Source organism: Plantibacter sp. Mn2098 (assembly GCF_049319745.1).
In the GTDB taxonomy this organism is placed as follows: Bacteria; Actinomycetota; Actinomycetes; order Actinomycetales; family Microbacteriaceae; genus Plantibacter.
Map to the genome: position 1 here is coordinate 1 of NZ_JBMOUH010000005.1, position 16538 is coordinate 16538.

Consider the following 16538-nt stretch of genomic DNA (forward strand, 5'->3'; position numbering starts at 1 on the left):
TGTGGGGTGGAACCGGGGAACAGAGGCGACGGGTGACGGGCACACGGGGTGGACCCTTCGACAAGCTCAGGGACCGGGGAACCGACGACTTGCGGGGCTGCCCTTCGACAGGCTCGGGACCGGGGCGGGACGAACAGGAGGAGCTAGCGCAACGCGATCGTCGTGCGATCCCGCAGGGTCAGGTCGCGGTGGGTCGCAGCGGCATGCCAGCCGTCCGCGGTCAGGATGTCGCGGATCGCCGCACCCTGCAATTCGCCGTGCTCGATGATGAGCGTCCCCCCTGGATGCAGGAGACGTGCGGCGGTCGCGGACACCTCGCGCACGACGTCGAGTCCATCCGGTCCACCGTAGAGCGCCGCCGCCGGATCGTGCAGACGGACCTCGGGATCGCGAGGGATCGCATCATCGGGAACATACGGCGGATTGGAGATCACGACGTCGACGGTGCCATCGAGATCGTGGAAGGCGTTGGCGAGGTCCTCGAACACAAGCCGTGCATTGTCTGCGCCGGATTCGCGGAAGTTCTGCTTCGTCCAGATGAACGCCTCGACCGAGTTCTCCGTCGCATGGATCTGCGCGTGTGGCACCTCGGTCGCCATTGCGAGGGCGATCGCACCGCTTCCCGTCCCGAGGTCGACACCGATCGGATGTTCCGACGGAACGGCACGCAGCGCATCGATCGCGAACTGCACAACCGATTCCGTCTCAGGTCGCGGCACGAAGACGCCAGGACCCACCGCGAGCTCCATCGACCGGAACGCGGCACGCCCCGTGATGTGCTGCAGGGGTTCCCTGGCAGCACGACGAGCGACGATCTCCTCCAGGAGCCCCAACTGCTCCGGTTCGATCATGCGACCCGTGACCGCGGCAGCCTGCACCGCTCCCCGACCGAGACCGAGGACGTGGCCGATGAGTAACTCGGCGTCGACGTCGGCTGACGGGACACCCGCCTGGGCGAGCCGGTCGGTGATGGACGACCGCGCCTCGGCGACGGTCGTGAACGCTGCCGGATCCGGCTGCTGGGATGGGGTGGGAGAAGTCTGCATAAGAGGAGTGGCCGCATCGGAGTGGGCCGCCATGAGCCTACCGCAGGCGTTGCGACGGGAACGCTCCGCATCCAGGGCATCACTCCATGGCCGCGTACCATTTCGCACCGGCTCACGGCCCCTCGCACCACATTCCACAGCCATCGATCTGCGAGGTTCCTCCACAGGTCCACGTCACAGAGCGGCGGAGCGACGCATGAGGTCATATTCTGTTCACGACACCCCTTTTCAACGAAAGCAGAGGCCGGATCGTGGCAGGCAGCATCTTCTCCGACATCACCGAGGCCTACGGCCGCACCCCGCTCGTCCGTTTGAACCGCCTCACCGAGGGCCTCGGAGCAACGGTGCTCGGCAAACTGGAGTTCTACAACCCCGGTTCAAGCGTCAAGGATCGCCTGGGCGTCGCCCTCGTCGACGCGGCGGAGGCGTCCGGCCAGCTGCAGCCAGGCGGCACCATCGTGGAGTCCACGAGCGGCAACACGGGCATCGCCCTGGCACTCGTCGGAGCGGCGCGCGGCTACAAGGTCATCCTCACGATGCCGGCCTCCATGAGCAAGGAACGTCGTATGCTCCTCCGGGCATACGGTGCGGAGATCGTCCTCACCGACCCGACAAAGGGCATGAAGCTCGCGGTCGAAGAGGCTCAGGACATCGTCGCGAAGACGCCGGGCGCCGTGTGGGTGCGTCAGTTCGAGAACGAGGCGAACCCCGCCATCCACAAGAAGACCACCGCTCCGGAGATCTGGGAGGACACGGACGGCAAGGTCGACGTGTTCGTCGCCGGCATCGGAACGGGCGGAACCATCACGGGTGTCGGTCAGTGGCTGCGTGAGAAGAACCCCGACGTGCACATCGTCGCGGTCGAACCAGCAGACTCCCCGCTCCTCAGCGAGGGTCGCGCAGGCGGTCACAAGATCCAGGGCATCGGCCCCAACTTCGTTCCCCCCATCCTCGACACCTCGATCTTCAGCGAGATCATCCCGGTGCAGACCGATGTCGCCCTCGCGACCGCCCGCAAGCTCGCGACGGACGAGGGCATCCTCGGAGGCATGTCGGCCGGTGCCGCCACCTGGGCCGCCCTGGAGGTCGCGAAGCGTCCTGAATTCGCCGGCAAGAACATCGTCGTCATCATCCCCGACTCCGGAGAGCGGTACCTGTCCACGGCGATGTACGACGACCTCCGCGACTAGGAGCCGCCCGATGGGGGTTCTCTCGCGTATCCGCGAGGACATCAGAGCGGCGCGAGCACACGATCCGGCGGCGCGCGGCAACGCCGAAGTGTTCCTCAGCTATTCCGGACTGCACGCGGTGTGGGCGTACCGGGTACACCATCGGCTCTGGTCGCGCGGGTTCAAGACGGCCGCACGATTCGTGTCGCAGTTCACCCGTTTCCTCACCGGCATCGAGATCCATCCCGGCGCGCGCATCGGTCGACGCTTCTTCATCGATCACGGGATGGGCGTTGTCATCGGCGAGACCGCGGAGGTCGACGACGACGTCATGCTGTACCACGGCGTCACGCTCGGCGGGAAGAGCCGGGGCACCGGCAAACGTCACCCCACGATCGAACGCGGAGTGACGATCGGAGCCGGGGCGAAGATCCTCGGTCCGATCGTCATCGGCGCCGGCAGCATCGTGGGCGCCAACGCCGTGGTCACGAAGGACGCACCGCCGCAGAGTCTGCTGGTCGGCGTGCCTGCAATTGCGAGGCCACGCGGAGAAGGCGATCACGGTCTCGCGCTCCTCGACCCCGAGTACCAGATCTGACACTCCGGCGTCGGTCCCGGCGAACGCGCGGCGCCGGAGCACGGGCCGGAGCCGGCTGAGCACGCAACGCGTCTCGGCGTGCAGACACGATGGGCCGTGCACGAAGCTCACTCGCCTGTTCGCTCAAAAGACTCAGGACCGATGACACGATTCGGTGAGCGACGCGGACGAATTCGCACGTCGAATCGCCAGCGTTCGGAGAGGGCCGCGAGCGTTGTCTCGGGCACACGACTCTCGCGTCGAAGTTCTTCCCAGAGCGTCGGAGTCCACACTGCTCTGATCGCATCGATGGTCGGGCCGTGCGCGGTCGGGCTGGACATCGCGCATCCCAGCAGATGGACCGTCGTCGTGTGCGGCAGCGCGGCCGCGTTCGACGCGAGCCACGCGCCGTGCATCAGCGTGCCGAGCGCGTCAGATCGAGGCAGCGGGACAGCGGATCGGGGAACAAGGCGGTCGCTCGCCTCTCTCACAATCGAACGCATCCCCAATTCCACAAGGAATGCCGCCGCGCGACCAGGGCGCGGGGAATGCAGCGCCGAGACGACATCCGCGACGTCGATGTATCGACGGTCCGCGCTCAGCGCGAACAATTCGGCTTCTTCCAACACCTCAACACTTTCGGCGGACCAGGCTACCTGCATGATCTACGCCCTCACCGGAATCGTGGGCGTGACGACGACTGTGTCTGAGTATCCCGTGCAATGAAGCTCCCGGTTGCCGCCCCACGCATCACATTCGGGTGGCCAGGATGACCACACCCATCCGTCTGGAAGCAACATCGTCGGATAGTGCATCAGTTGGTAGATTCCGGCGCACGTCGCGTAGAGCGTGCACACGTATTCTCCTGCTGAATGTGCAAACAAGCAGGCCACGAGCGACTCGTTGCATTCGCCAACCGAGCCATCGGATACGACGACGTGGTCACGGTAGACACGCACGATATTCGACATGTGTGCCATGGATTGATCGGGACCAGTCGCCGTGCAGCCGACGCTGCCCTGGTAGAAGCCGTCGACCCCAACAAGCGCACCATTGACATAGTGAGACGTGAAAGAACCAGTGAGATTTGCCCAGCTGCACCCACCCTGCGGAGGTATGGACAGCGGCGAGACCGAGCCTCCCGTTGCCAAGTTTGTCGCCGTCGCGGTGGCGAGCGAACTCACGAATCTCGCATCCGCGACCACCTGCTGCGCGATGGTCGTCGTGCCGCCTTCGAGACTTTCGCTCGCCTCCGCACGAGTATCGGTTGCTCACCCCGACCCGACGAGCCCGGACACTGCGCACACAACGGTCAGGAGTTTCCATCGAGTCAACGTTCTCATGGTGTTTTCTCCGTTCAACTGTCGCCAGCGCCGAGAGCGCTCGCGCGACTTCATGCCACCCTCTCAGGTTAAATGTGGTATGTCTACCATCTATACAGTTTTATAGCCACCGAAGATCGACGTCATGGGCCCCCGCGCACATGATCATCAGCGCCCGAACTCCGGATACGGTTGAGGTGGACTGGCTGCATCCGATGTCGGCGTCCCGACCCGATCGGGGTCGCCAACTGAGAGGACCACAGTTTTGAGCCTGATCCGCCTGCACGACGTCGCCGTTCGCTTCGGAGACACCCCGGTCCTCCGGGAAGCGTTCTTCCGCCTCGAGACCGGAGACCGCGTCGGTGTCATCGGCCGAAACGGCTCCGGTAAATCGACCCTGCTGAAGCTCGCACTCGAACAGGTCGAACCCGAGACCGGTACCGTCACCGTCGAACAGGGCACCCGCATCGGCTACTTCTCGCAGTTCTCCGAACTCGACGGCGACGCCACGATCACGGAGGTCCTCGAGGGTCTCTTCTCCCACATCCACGAGATCGAAGCCGAACTCGCCTCGATCGACGCGGCCATCGCAGCCGATCCCAACGACGCCGATGCCGTCACGAGGCACATCGAACGCCAGGCGACCCTGTTCGAGGACATGGACCGGCTCGACGGCTGGGACTACCGCCGCCACATCGACACGGCGCTGACGACGCTCGGCTTCAACGAGGCACGCCGCTCCTCCCCCATCGACGCACTGTCCGGCGGCTGGCGCAACCGCGCAGCGCTCGCGAAGATCCTGCTGGAAGCACCCGACGTCCTCCTGCTCGACGAACCGACGAACTATCTCGACGTCGCCGGCGTCGAATGGCTCGAATCCTGGTTCAGGACGTTCCGCGGTGCGGCGATCATCGTGTCGCACGACCGGAAGTTCCTCGACGCCGTCGTCACCCGCATCGTCGAGGTGGAGAACTTCCACCTGCACGAGTACCCGGGCGATTTCGGCGAGTACGTCATCCAGAAGCAGTTCCGGCTGAAGACTCTCGAGCAGCAGTTCGTGCACGAGTCTGAACTCCTCGCGTTCGAAGCGGAGGGGATCGCCGACCGCAGAGCGGCTGCGAAGGCGTCGAACAAGGGCCTCGGCAACCAGCTCGCGAAGATCAAGAAGGCCAGGGCTCCCCGCCCCGTCGATCAGATCATCACGGAGATCTACGGTGGCCTCCACGTCAAGGAGACCCTCTGCCGCGTCCGCGACCTCGGCAAGGCGTACGGCGACCACACGCTGTTCACGGGCCTGAGCTTCGAGATCGGTCGACGCGACCGCATCGTCGTCCTCGGCGCGAACGGCAGCGGCAAGTCCACGCTCCTGCGCATCCTGACCGGTGAAGAGCGCGCCGACCACGGTGATGTCGCCTGGACGGCCGGCGTCGACGTCGTCTCATACAACCGGATGCTCGACGAACTCGATGACGCGGATACGGTCACGCACTCCGTCAACGCGATGCCGGGGAGCCTCGCATTCACGGCGACCAGGAAGTCCGTCGGCCGCTTCCTCGCGATGTTCCAGTTCTCCGAAGCGGACCTCAAGCAGCGCATCGGCAACCTGTCCGGCGGGCAGCGCGCGCGAGTGGCAATGGCCCAGTGCCTGCTGTCCGGCGCATCGGTCCTGCTGCTCGACGAGCCGACGAACCACCTCGACCTCGCAAGTACCCAGGTGATGGAGCAGGCGCTCCTGCACTTCCCCGGCGCGATCGTGGTCGTGAGCCACGACCGGTTCTTCGCCGACAAAGTCTCGAACCGCCACCTCGTCTTCAACGCCGACGCCACCCAGCCGGCAACGATCGACGTCCGGTCCGCGTAGCGCGGGCCCCAACCTCCGTATTCAGGAAGGGGTGGACGTCGGTTGCACCTCGCGGCCGACAGTCTCCTCGTCCTGAGAACGGGCGATGAACAACACATGCGTGTGAAATATGTGATTATCTGATATGTTGATGTCATGTGAGTGTGCCGATGGTGCACCGTGACGAAAGCAGACGACCGATGACCACCGCGACGATCCCGACTCCCGCGAACCAGGGCAGCACGTTCTACGGCAACACCCGCTCCGGCAGTTCCAGCCACCACGCCTCCCGCCGGACGGCTCACGCGCACGGCATTGCAGCCCGCAGCACCTACCGAACCCACAGCGCTGATCTCGACCGACGCACCGCCGAGGCGTACACCCATCGCGACGCGCCGCTCGACGCACTCGTGGGCCGCGCCGTCCGCACGTCCGTGCCAGAGCTCGGACCGGCAGAACGGGCCGCCCTCGCTGCGAAGATCGAACTCGCCGCCCAGCTGGCGATCGACAAGCGGGACCGCCGGTTCGGACGCACCCTGCGATCGGCGCTCGTGTCCGTCGTCCGGTCCTGCCCGGATCCACGGCTGCAGGCGGCGACGATCCGTTCCATCCGTCGTGCGACGGTCCGACGCTTCCGTGCTGCGGACGGTTCCGTGTTGGCGCACGTGCAGCTGCTCGCGATGGCACAGGCTGTCGATGCGGGCGATGCCGAGGGTGCTGCGCTCACGGGGAGCCTGGTGGCTGGCGTTGTGCTGAGCTGAGTGAGTTGAGGTCTGGGCCCTTCGACAGGCTCAGGGACCGGGCGCGTAGGTCTGGGCCCTTCGACAGGCTCAGGGACCGGGCGCGTAGGTCTGGGCCCTTCGACAAGCTCAGGGACCGGGAGCGATGACCCGGCCCTTCGACAAGCTCAGGGACCGGGAACGAGGACCTGCCCTTCGACAAGCTCAGGGGACGCTCTAGGTGAGACCCTCTGCGGTGCGTTCGAGCGGCGACTGCGGCTGCTCCCGCTGCGTCACGATAGCCGTTCCAGCGGCGACACAGACCACGAGGATCGCGATGATCTCCACCGTCGTGAACTGCTCGCCCAGCAGCATCCATCCGAAGAGCGCAGCGATGACCGGCCCGAACGCCGTGATGATCGCATAGAGCCGCGGCGTGATCCGCCGCAGGATGAACGTGTCGAGACTATACGGCAGGGCCGAGGACAGCACCCCGATCGCGACGAGCAGACCGATCGTGCCCCAGTCGAATCGTGCAGAACCGATCCCGATGAGCGCGAACGGCACCAGGATCACGAGGCTGACGACACCACCGACCGTGAGTCCTTCGAGCCCGGGCAGCGTCATCGCGACCCGTCTGGTGAGCAGGATGTACCCGGCCCACGCCGCAGCAGCCGTGAGCGCGAGGACCACGCCCCACACGTTGATCGTCCCGTCGAACCCGGTCAGCATGACCACCCCGGCGCCAGCGATGATCGCGCAGATCACATCGAGCAGCCGCCTCGATGCGAGCAACGCGATCGCGAGCGGCCCGAGGAACTCGATCGTCGCAGCGATGCCCAGGCCGAGCAGGTGCACGGACTGGTAGAACGCGAGGTTCATGACCGCCAGGTCGAGCCCGAGGAGGATCGCCGGCCAGTGCTTCCTCCACGAGAGGTCCCGGAACCTGGGCCTGGAGAACGGCGCGACGACCGCGACCATCACGATCTGCCGCACAGCCACCACAACGGGCGCGCCGACGAGCGGGATCGCCAGACCGGCGAGAGCTGATCCGAGGTTGATGCTGACCTCGGTGCCGAGCTGGGTGACGGCACCGGCCGTCGTCCGGCCGCGCGCACTCCCCCGCGCGGTCACAGCAGGTTCTGCCGGCTCAACTCTGGTCGCCGATGTCGGCCAGACGCGCTTCCTCGTCGGCCTGGATCGCCGACTCGATGATGGGCTCCAGCGCACCGTTCATCACGGCGTCGAGGTTGTAGGCCTTGTACCCGGTGCGGTGATCCGCGATGCGGTTCTCCGGGAAGTTGTAGGTCCGGATGCGCTCGGAACGGTCCATCGTCCGGATCTGCGTCTTGCGCGCCGCACTGTCGATGAGCGCCTGCTCCTCCTGCTGACGCGCGAGGATGCGGGCGCGCAGCACGCGCATGCCGGCCTCGCGGTTCTGCAGCTGGCTCTTCTCGTTCTGCATCGACACCACGATGCCCGTCGGCAGGTGGGTGATGCGGACGGCGGAGTCGGTCGTGTTGACGGACTGCCCGCCGGGGCCGCTGGAGCGGTAGACGTCGATCTTCAGGTCGTTCTGGCTGATCTCGACCTCTTCGGGCTCGTCGACCTCGGGGAAGACCAGGACACCGGTCGTGGAGGTGTGGATGCGCCCCTGGGACTCAGTGGCCGGAACACGCTGCACGCGGTGCACGCCACCCTCGTACTTGAGGTGCGCCCACACGCCCTGCGATGGGTCCGTGGCGTTCGACTTGATGGCGACCTGGACGTCCTTGTACCCGCCGAGGTCGCTCTCGGTGCGTTCGAGGAGTTCCGTCTTCCAGCCCTTGGATTCCGCGTAGTGGAGGTACATGCGCAGGAGGTCCGCTGCGAACAGCGCACTCTCCGCGCCGCCCTCGCCACCCTTGATCTCCATGATGACGTCGCGCCCGTCGTCCGGGTCACGCGGGATGAGGAGACGACGGACCTTCTCCTGATTGGTCACGAGCAGCTCTTCGAGCGCCGGCACCTCGTCCGCGAACGCCTCGTCCTCCTTGGCCAGCTCCTTGGCGGCCTCGAGGTCCTCGATCGTCGCGTTCCAGGCGTTGTACGCCGCGATGATCTTCGACAGCTCCGCGTATCGGCGGTTGATCTTCTTGGAACGTGCCGGATCGGCGTGCACCGCCGGGTCGGCGAGCTGATCCTGCAGATCCTTGTGCTCGACGATGAGCGTCTCAACTGATTCGAACATTTCCATCCTCCATGACCATCATCCCGCATGTGCACATCCTGCGACTGCGCCTCGGCAACCGCACAAAAACGACCGACCCCACCGGCTCGCTCCGGGATGCGGAGCGGGCGGTGGGGTCGGTCGGAACAGCTAGCGGTGGTTGTTCTCGTGTCCGTGGCTGTGCGAGGTGGGAGCCGGCATCGACTTCTGCATCTGCACGAGGAACTCGACGTTGGACGCCGTCTCCTTGAGCTTGCCGAGCACCACTTCGAGCGCCTGCTGCTGGTCGAGACCGGCGAGGGCGCGACGCAGCTTCCAGGTGACCTTGACCTCGTCGGCACCGAGCAGCATCTCTTCACGGCGGGTGGACGACGCGTTGACGTCGACGGCCGGGAAGATGCGCTTGTCGGCGAGCTGACGCGAGAGGCGCAGCTCCGAGTTGCCGGTGCCCTTGAACTCCTCGAAGATGACCTCGTCCATCTTGGACCCGGTCTCGACGAGCGCCGTGGCGAGGATCGTGAGCGATCCACCGTTCTCGATGTTGCGCGCAGCACCGAAGAAACGCTTCGGCGGGTACAGCGCCGAGGCGTCGACACCACCGGAGAGGATACGACCGGACGCCGGGGCGGCCAGGTTGTACGCACGGCCGAGACGCGTGATCGAGTCGAGGAGGACGACCACGTCGTGCCCGAGCTCGACGAGGCGCTTCGCGCGCTCGATGGCGAGCTCCGCCACCGTGGTGTGGTCCTCTGCAGGACGGTCGAAGGTGGAGGCGATGACCTCACCCTTCACCGTGCGCTGCATGTCGGTGACTTCCTCTGGACGCTCGTCGACCAGGACGACCATGAGGTGGACCTCAGGGTTGTTGATCGAGATCGCGTTGGCGATCTGCTGCAGCACGATCGTCTTGCCGGCCTTTGGCGGCGCGACGATGAGGCCGCGCTGACCCTTGCCGATGGGAGCGATGAGGTCGATGATGCGCTGCGTGAGCTTGGTGGGCTCCGTCTCGAGGCGGAGGCGCTCCTGCGGGTACAGCGGCGTCAGCTTGCCGAACTCGACACGACCGGCGGCTTCGTCGACGGACAGGCCGTTGACGGAGTCGACCTTGACGATCGCGTTGTACTTCTGGCGGCTGTTGTTGTCGTTCTCGCGCGGCTGACGGATGGCGCCGACGACGGCGTCACCCTTGCGGAGGTTGTACTTCTTGACCTGGCCGAGCGAGACGTAGACGTCGTTCGTGCCCGGCAGGTAGCCGGAGGTGCGGACGAACGCGTAGTTGTCGAGGACGTCGAGGATGCCGGCGACCGGGATGAGGACGTCGTCCTCTGCGATCTCGGGCTCGATGTCATCGCCCTGGGCGTTCCCGCGACGCTTGCGGTCACGGTACCGGCTGCGACCGCCGCGGCCTTCGCCGTCGAGGTCTGCAGCGTTGCCGCCCTGCTGGTTGCCGTTGCGGCCACCCTGCTGGTTGCCGTTCTGCTGGTTGCCCTGGTTGTTCTGCTTCTGCTGGTCCTGACGGTCCTGCTTCTGCTCGCCCTGGTTGCCCGCGGCGTCGGCCTGGTTGCCGGCGTTCTGCTGGCCGCCCTGGTTCTGGCCGTTCTGGCCGCCCTGCTGGCCATTCTGCTGACCGTTCTGGCCGCCGCGGTTGCGACCACGGCCACGGCCGCGTCCACCCTGCTGCTGGCCGTTCTGGCCGTCGGCCTGCGCCTGAGCATCGGCATCGCCCTGCTCGGCGTCGCCCTGCTGGGCGTCGTCCGCTGCAGCGGCGTCTGCCTGCTGGTTCTGTGCGGCCTGCTGGCCCTGTGCACCCTGACCCTGGGCGGCGTCGCCGTCCTGCTGGGTCTCGGTGTCGGTGTTCTTGCCACGACCGCGGCGGCTGTTGCGCGAGCGCTTCTCTGGGCGCTCGGTGCGCTCCTGCTGCTCACCCTGGGCGGAATCGCCCTGAGCCGCATCAGCCTGTGCCGAATCAGCCTCGGCCGCATCGGCCTGGGCTGCGTCGCCCTGAGCGTCAGCTGCCGGCACCTCGGCGACCGGAGTCGCAGCGGCGGCAACGGGTGCCTCAGCGGCAGGCGCCTCGGCCGGTGCGGCCGCTGCTGCCTCGACCACCGTGGCGGACGTTGCACGACGCGAGCCGCGCTTGCGCGCCGGAGCCGCGACGGGCTCGGCAGCAGGCTCAGCTGCAACGGGCTCAGCTGCAACGGGCTCGGCAACAACCGGCTCGGCAACGGCGACAGCCGCTTCCGGCTCGGCTGCGACCGCGGCTTCAGGCTCCCCAGCCTGGTTCACGTCCAGTTCGGCGTCCAGCAGCGAGGGCTGGATCGTCGGTGCCGCGGCAGTGCCTGCCCCGGCCTGGATCTCGGAGATTGCCTCCACGAGTTCCCCCTTACGAAGTTTCGACGCGCCCTGGATGCCCAGTTGACCCGCAAGCTTCTGCAGATCGGCGACCTTCAGCGAGGTCAGCTCGGCACCAGCGGCCGCGTGGATTGTGTTGACGTTGACGTCAGTCACTCAGATTTTCCTTCCCCCGGAACGACACAGAGTTGTGTTCGAACGGGCGGCCTCAGCCCCGGAGTTGTGCGTCGAGTGGACGATGTTCACACGACGCAGAGCCTGTGCGGGTGTCCCGTCGAGTTGTCTGAGCAGAGAACGATGTCTCAGCACAGGAATCACTCGGGTGTGGAACAACACAGACGCGTTCAACTGGTGCGAAAGCGATGAATGTGCGGAATTGCCCCGGAAGCCGGTTACGCCAAAGAGACGGGGTGGGCCGGGTGCAGTCCAACTGTAGCACCCTTGAAGTCCACCGCGAGCATCAGTGCCTGCCAGGGTGTCGCGGAGTGTTCCGCAACGAGTGCCGCGGCTTCGAGACGCTTCCCCGGGTCGTCAGCGAGGACGAGGATCGAGGGACCTGCACCGGAGACGACGGCCGCGAAGCCGTTCTCCCGCAGCAGCGTGATGAGTGCGTTCGTCTCCGGCATCGCCGCGGCACGGTAGCTCTGGTGGAGGCGGTCCTCCGTGGCGGCCAGCAGCAGCTCAGGGCTCTGCGTGAGCGCTGCGACCAGCAGGGCGGAACGCGACACGTTGAACGCGGCGTCGGCGTGCGGCACGTTCGCCGGCTGCAGGCTGCGAGCGAGCTGCGTCGACATCGTGTGCTCCGGCACGAACACGAGCGGCGAGACGCCGCGGTGCACGATGAGCTTCTTGTGCTGCGGACCGGTCTCGGTCGTCCAGGCGATCGTCAGGCCGCCGAAGAGGGCAGGCGCCACGTTGTCCGGGTGACCCTCCATCTCGGTGGCGAGACGCAGGAGGTCGTCCGAGGTGAGTTCGACCTCGCCCTCCAGCAGTCCCTTCGCCGCCATGATGCCCGAGACGATCGCTGCACCGGAGGATCCGAGTCCCCGGCCGTGCGGGATCGTGTTCCGCGCAACGACGTCGAGCCCGGGGAGTTCCCGTCCGACATCCGTGAAGGCGTGCGCGATGGCCGTGATGACGAGATTGCTCTCGTCCGTCGGCACTTCGCCTGCGCCGACGCCGATGACCTCGACGAAGACGCCGGGCTCCTCGCGGACCGTGACGGTCAGCTCGTCGTACTGCGCGAGCGCGAGGCCGAGCGTGTCGAAGCCCGGCCCCAGGTTTGCCGAGGTCGCAGGCACCTTGACGGTGACGCTGCGACCGACGTGGGTCATGCCTGCGCCTTCAGGCCGAGCACATCCGCGACGGCGGAGGTCTCGGCGGAGACGATCGTCGGCTGCGCCTGCGAACCGTCTTCGAGGCGGAGGCCCCACTGCGGGTCCTTGAGGCCGTGGCCCGTGACCGTCAGGGTCACCGTTGAACCGGCCGGGATCTCGCCGGCGGCCGAACGCTCGAGGAGGCCGGCCACGCTGATCGCGGACGCCGGCTCGACGAAGATGCCGACCTCGGAGGACAGGATGCGCTGCGCTTCGAGGATCTTGGTGTCCTCGATGGCGCCGAAGTAGCCGTTCGTGCGGGTGCGGGCCTCAAGGGCGAGCTCCCACGAAGCCGGGTTGCCGATGCGGATCGCGGACGCGATCGTGTCGGGGTTCTTGACGACCTCGCCGTGGACGATGGGCGCGCTGCCTGCGGCCTGGAAGCCGAACATGCGCGGGAGCTTCGTGGTGATGCCGCGCTCCAGCTCCTCCGTGAAGCCGCGCGTGTACGCCGTGTAGTTGCCGGCGTTGCCGATCGGGATGAAGTGGAAGTCCGGAGCGTCCTCGAGGACCTCGACGATTTCGAACGCGGCCGTCTTCTGACCCTCGATGCGGTCGTTGTTGACCGAGTTCACGAGGTGGACGGGGTAGTGCTCCGCGAGCTCGCGAGCGATCTCGAGGCAGTCGTCGAAGTTGCCCTGCACCTGGATGAGCTGGCCGTTGTGCGCGACCGCCTGGCTGAGCTTGCCCATCGCGATCTTGCCCTCCGGAACGAGGACGGCCGCGGTGATGCCGGCGTGGGCGGCGTAGGCAGCTGCGGATGCGGAGGTGTTGCCGGTGGAAGCGCAGATGATCGCCTTCGCACCGTGCTCGACGGCCTTCGAGACCGCCATCGTCATACCGCGGTCCTTGAAGGAACCGGTCGGGTTCATGCCCTCGAACTTGACCCACACGTTCGCACCCGTTCGCGCGGACAGCGCCGGAGCGGGGAGGAGCGGCGTGCCGCCCTCACCGAGGGTGATGACAGGGGTCGCCTCTGTCACATCGAGACGATCCGCGTACTCGCGGAGAACTCCACGCCACTGCTTGGCCACTATTCGGCTCCTTCAACTCGTAGGACTGACACCACTGCCTCGACGTGATCGTTGGCGGCGAGCTGCTCGACGGTCGCCGCGAGGGACGATTCGAGTGCTCGATGTGTGCCAATGACCAGGGTAGCGGTGGATTTCGTGCCGTCGGACGACGCCACGGACGATGCGATGGACTGCTGGACGGTTTCGACGGAGACGCCGCCCTCGCTGAGGACACCGGCGATGGCCGCGAGGACACCCGGCTGGTCGTCGACCTCCAGGGTGACCTGGTACCTGGTCGACACCTTGCCGATGTCGAGGACGGGCAGGTCGGCGTGCGTCGACTCGCCGACGCCCGGGCCGCCGGCGACGTGCCTGCGCGCTGCAGAGACGACGTCGCCGAGGACGGCGGATGCGGTCTCCTTGCCACCGGCTCCCGCGCCGTAGAACATCAGGCTTCCGGCGTTCTCCGCCTCGACGAACACGGCGTTGTTGCCGCCGTGGACTGCTGCGAGCGGGTGCTCGCGGCTGATGAGCGCCGGGTAGACGCGGGCCGAGAGCCCCTCGATACCGGTCTCGGCGTCGACGATGCGCTCCGCGATAGCGAGGAGCTTGATGACGTAGCCCTCCGCCCTGGCGGAATCGACCTGGGCCTTGGTGACCGTTGTGATGCCCTCGCGGTGCACTGCCTCGACGGGGACCGTGGTGTGGAAGGCGAGGCTCGCGAGGATCGTCGCCTTCTGCGCGGCGTCGTAGCCTTCGACGTCGAGCGTTGGGTCGGCTTCGAGGTAGCCGAGCTCGCTCGCGATCGTGGCTGCGTCCTCCATCGTGTCGCCGAAGCGGTCCATCCGGTCGAGCATGTAGTTCGTGCTGCCGTTGACGATGCCGAGGATGCGGTTGATGCGGTCGCCGGCGAGGCTGTCGCGCAGCGGGCGGATGATCGGGATCGCCGCTGCGACGGCCGCCTCGTAGTTGAGCTGCGCGCCGACCTGGTCGGCCGCCTGGAACAGTTCGGGTCCGTGGGTGGCGAGGAGCGCCTTGTTGGCGGTCACGACATCGGCCCCGGCGTTGATCGCCTGCAGGATGTAGCTCTTGGCCGGCTCGATGCCGCCCATCAGCTCGATGACGATGTCGGCGCTCACGATGAGCGCCTCAGCGTCGGTCGTGTAGAGCTCACGCGGGAGGTCGACGTCGCGCTTGCCGTCGACGTCGCGCACGGCGATGCCGATGAGCTCCAGGCTCGCGCCGGAGCGCGCTGCGAGTTCGTCGGCCTGCTCGAGCAGGAGGCGGGCCACTTGGGAGCCCACCGATCCTGCGCCGAGCAGCGCGACCTTGAGGTTGCGGTATTCGATCATTCGGCGTCCAATCCGGCGTCGCGGCGAAGGAGGTCGTCTTCCGTCTCTCCGCGCACGATGACGCGGGCGTCGCCGTCTGCGACGGCGACGACGGGAGGACGACCGAGGTAGTTGTAGTTGCTCGCGAGCGACCAGCAGTACGCGCCGGTCGCCGGAACGGCGAGGAGATCGCCTGCTCGGACGTCGGCAGGCAGGTAGTCGGCGTTGACCACGATGTCGCCGGCCTCGCAGTGCTTGCCGGCGATGCGGACGAGCGCAGGTTCTGCGTCGCTGCGTCGGTCGGCGATGCGGACCGTGTAGTCGGCGCCGTACAGCGAGGGGCGGGCGTTGTCGCTCATGCCGCCGTCGACGCTCACATACCGGCGGACGGCCGTGCCGCCCTGCTCCAGGGAGACCGTGACGTCCTTGACCGTTCCGGCCTCGTAGAGCGTCACCCCTGCGCCGCCGACGATGACGCGGCCGGGCTCGAACGCGAGTGCAGGGATCGGGACGCCGTGGGCCGCCGCCGCTGCGACGACGCCGTCGACGATCGCCGCGGCGAGTTCGTCGATCGGGGTCGGGGTGTCGGCCGAGGTGTACGCGATGCCGAAGCCGCCGCCGAGATTGAGCTCCGGGACGGGCCCGCCGGCGAGGAGTTCCGCATGGACGGCGAGCAGACGGGCGGCGGACTCGGCGAAGCCCTCTGCGCCGAAGATCTGCGAACCGATGTGGCAGTGCAGACCGAGGAAGCGGAGTCTGTCGTGGCTGCGGATGGCCTCGACGGCAGCGGCAGCGCCGTCCAGCGGGAGACCGAACTTCTGGTCCTCGTGCGCCGTGGCCAGGAACTCGTGGGTGTGTGCATGAACACCGCTGTTGACGCGCAGACGCACGGCCTGGACACGACCGGCGCGTTCCGCAGCGGCAGCTACTCGTTCGATCTCCACGAGGCTGTCGATCACGATCGCCCCGACGCCCACCTGCACAGCGCGGTCGATCTCGGCGATCGACTTGTTGTTGCCGTGGAAGCCGAGGCTGCCGGCGTCGGCCCCCGACGCCAGCGCGACGGCGAGCTCTCCACCGCTGCAGACATCGATGCGGAGCCCTTCGGCGGTGACCCAGCGGGCGACCTCGGTCGAGAGGAACGCTTTGCCGGCGTAGTAGACGGCCGCGGTCGTGCCGTGCTTCGCGGTCTCTCGCTCGAACGCCTCACGGACCGCTCTGGCCCTCGTGCGGACATCGGTCTCGTCGACGACGTACAGCGGCGTCCCGAACCGTTCACGGAGCGTGAGGACGTCGACACCGCCGATCGTCAACACACCGGCGTCGGTTCTGGTCGTGCCGAGCGGCCAGACGGCTGCGTCGATCGCGTTGGCGTCGGTCGGCTCGTCGAGCCAACCGGGGGCGAGGGGATTTCTGGCCACGGGTGTCCTGAGTCCTGAAGAGTCGGATGAGGAGGTCTCGTTGGGCGAGCGGACCCGGTTTGGCCCCTGAAGCACCGTATGAGTGGTTCGCGATTCACGGATATTGACGCAGCATCCGCGGCACCGCATTGCATCTGTGGACACGCAACGGACAGCCGCTGGT

General features: G+C 66.9%; 13 protein-coding genes. 4 read left to right on the forward strand and 9 right to left on the reverse strand.

Annotated features, from left to right (window positions below):
• Positions 1 to 143 precede the first annotated feature (143 nt).
• Complete coding sequence (prmC, locus tag ACL9RL_RS08765) at positions 144 to 1046, reverse strand: peptide chain release factor N(5)-glutamine methyltransferase (protein WP_422779858.1); 903 nt, start codon at positions 1044 to 1046, stop codon at positions 144 to 146.
• A gap of 251 nt (positions 1047 to 1297) precedes the next feature.
• Here prmC and cysK point away from each other — a divergent pair, with 251 nt between their 5' ends.
• Together cysK and epsC are read left to right on the forward strand one after the other, a co-directional pair.
• Positions 1298 to 2236: a cysteine synthase A gene (gene cysK, locus ACL9RL_RS08770; protein WP_422779859.1), complete on the forward strand. Its 939-nt coding sequence runs from the start codon at positions 1298 to 1300 to the stop codon at positions 2234 to 2236.
• 10 nt (positions 2237 to 2246) lie between these two features.
• On the forward strand, positions 2247 to 2813 hold the full coding sequence (gene epsC / locus ACL9RL_RS08775) for a serine O-acetyltransferase EpsC (protein ID WP_422779860.1): 567 nt from the start codon (positions 2247 to 2249) through the stop codon (positions 2811 to 2813).
• Positions 2814 to 2920: 107 nt separating this feature from the next.
• Here the strand turns inward: epsC and ACL9RL_RS08780 are convergent, their stop codons facing one another.
• Complete coding sequence (locus ACL9RL_RS08780; protein ID WP_422779861.1) at positions 2921 to 3454, reverse strand: hypothetical protein; 534 nt, start codon at positions 3452 to 3454, stop codon at positions 2921 to 2923.
• Positions 3455 to 4379: 925 nt separating this feature from the next.
• Here ACL9RL_RS08780 and ACL9RL_RS08785 point away from each other — a divergent pair.
• Both ACL9RL_RS08785 and ACL9RL_RS08790 read left to right on the forward strand, forming a co-directional pair.
• Positions 4380 to 5975: an ABC-F family ATP-binding cassette domain-containing protein gene (locus ACL9RL_RS08785; protein WP_422779862.1), complete on the forward strand. Its 1596-nt coding sequence runs from the start codon at positions 4380 to 4382 to the stop codon at positions 5973 to 5975.
• Positions 5976 to 6154: 179 nt separating this feature from the next.
• Positions 6155 to 6715, forward strand: coding sequence for a hypothetical protein (locus ACL9RL_RS08790; RefSeq protein ID WP_422779863.1), 561 nt, complete (start codon positions 6155 to 6157; stop codon positions 6713 to 6715).
• A gap of 195 nt (positions 6716 to 6910) precedes the next feature.
• Here the strand turns inward: ACL9RL_RS08790 and ACL9RL_RS08795 are convergent, their stop codons facing one another.
• The 7 genes from ACL9RL_RS08795 to lysA all read right to left on the reverse strand — a co-directional run bounded on the left by ACL9RL_RS08795 (position 6911) and on the right by lysA (position 16375).
• The gene (locus ACL9RL_RS08795; RefSeq protein WP_422779864.1) at positions 6911 to 7807 is read right to left on the reverse strand and encodes an EamA family transporter; all 897 of its coding nucleotides are present in this window, start codon (positions 7805 to 7807) and stop codon (positions 6911 to 6913) included.
• A gap of 16 nt (positions 7808 to 7823) precedes the next feature.
• Positions 7824 to 8903 (reverse strand): peptide chain release factor 1, encoded by a 1080-nt coding sequence (gene prfA / locus ACL9RL_RS08800; RefSeq protein ID WP_422779865.1) that lies wholly within the window; start codon positions 8901 to 8903, stop codon positions 7824 to 7826.
• Positions 8904 to 9032: 129 nt separating this feature from the next.
• The gene (gene rho, locus ACL9RL_RS08805) at positions 9033 to 11390 is read right to left on the reverse strand and encodes a transcription termination factor Rho (RefSeq protein ID WP_422779866.1); all 2358 of its coding nucleotides are present in this window, start codon (positions 11388 to 11390) and stop codon (positions 9033 to 9035) included.
• A 236-nt stretch (positions 11391 to 11626) separates the two neighbouring features.
• Positions 11627 to 12568: a homoserine kinase gene (thrB, locus tag ACL9RL_RS08810; RefSeq protein ID WP_422779867.1), complete on the reverse strand. Its 942-nt coding sequence runs from the start codon at positions 12566 to 12568 to the stop codon at positions 11627 to 11629.
• Positions 12565 to 13644, reverse strand: coding sequence for a threonine synthase (gene thrC, locus ACL9RL_RS08815; RefSeq protein ID WP_422779868.1), 1080 nt, complete (start codon positions 13642 to 13644; stop codon positions 12565 to 12567). The genes thrB and thrC overlap by 4 nt, the downstream gene beginning before the upstream one ends.
• A complete protein-coding gene (locus ACL9RL_RS08820) occupies positions 13644 to 14975 on the reverse strand; it encodes a homoserine dehydrogenase (RefSeq protein ID WP_422779869.1) in 1332 nt (443 codons plus the stop codon). Before ACL9RL_RS08820 ends, thrC begins: the two co-directional genes overlap by 1 nt.
• A complete protein-coding gene (gene lysA / locus ACL9RL_RS08825) occupies positions 14972 to 16375 on the reverse strand; it encodes a diaminopimelate decarboxylase (protein WP_422779870.1) in 1404 nt (467 codons plus the stop codon). The genes ACL9RL_RS08820 and lysA overlap by 4 nt, the downstream gene beginning before the upstream one ends.
• Between the last annotated feature and the right edge of the window lie 163 nt (positions 16376 to 16538).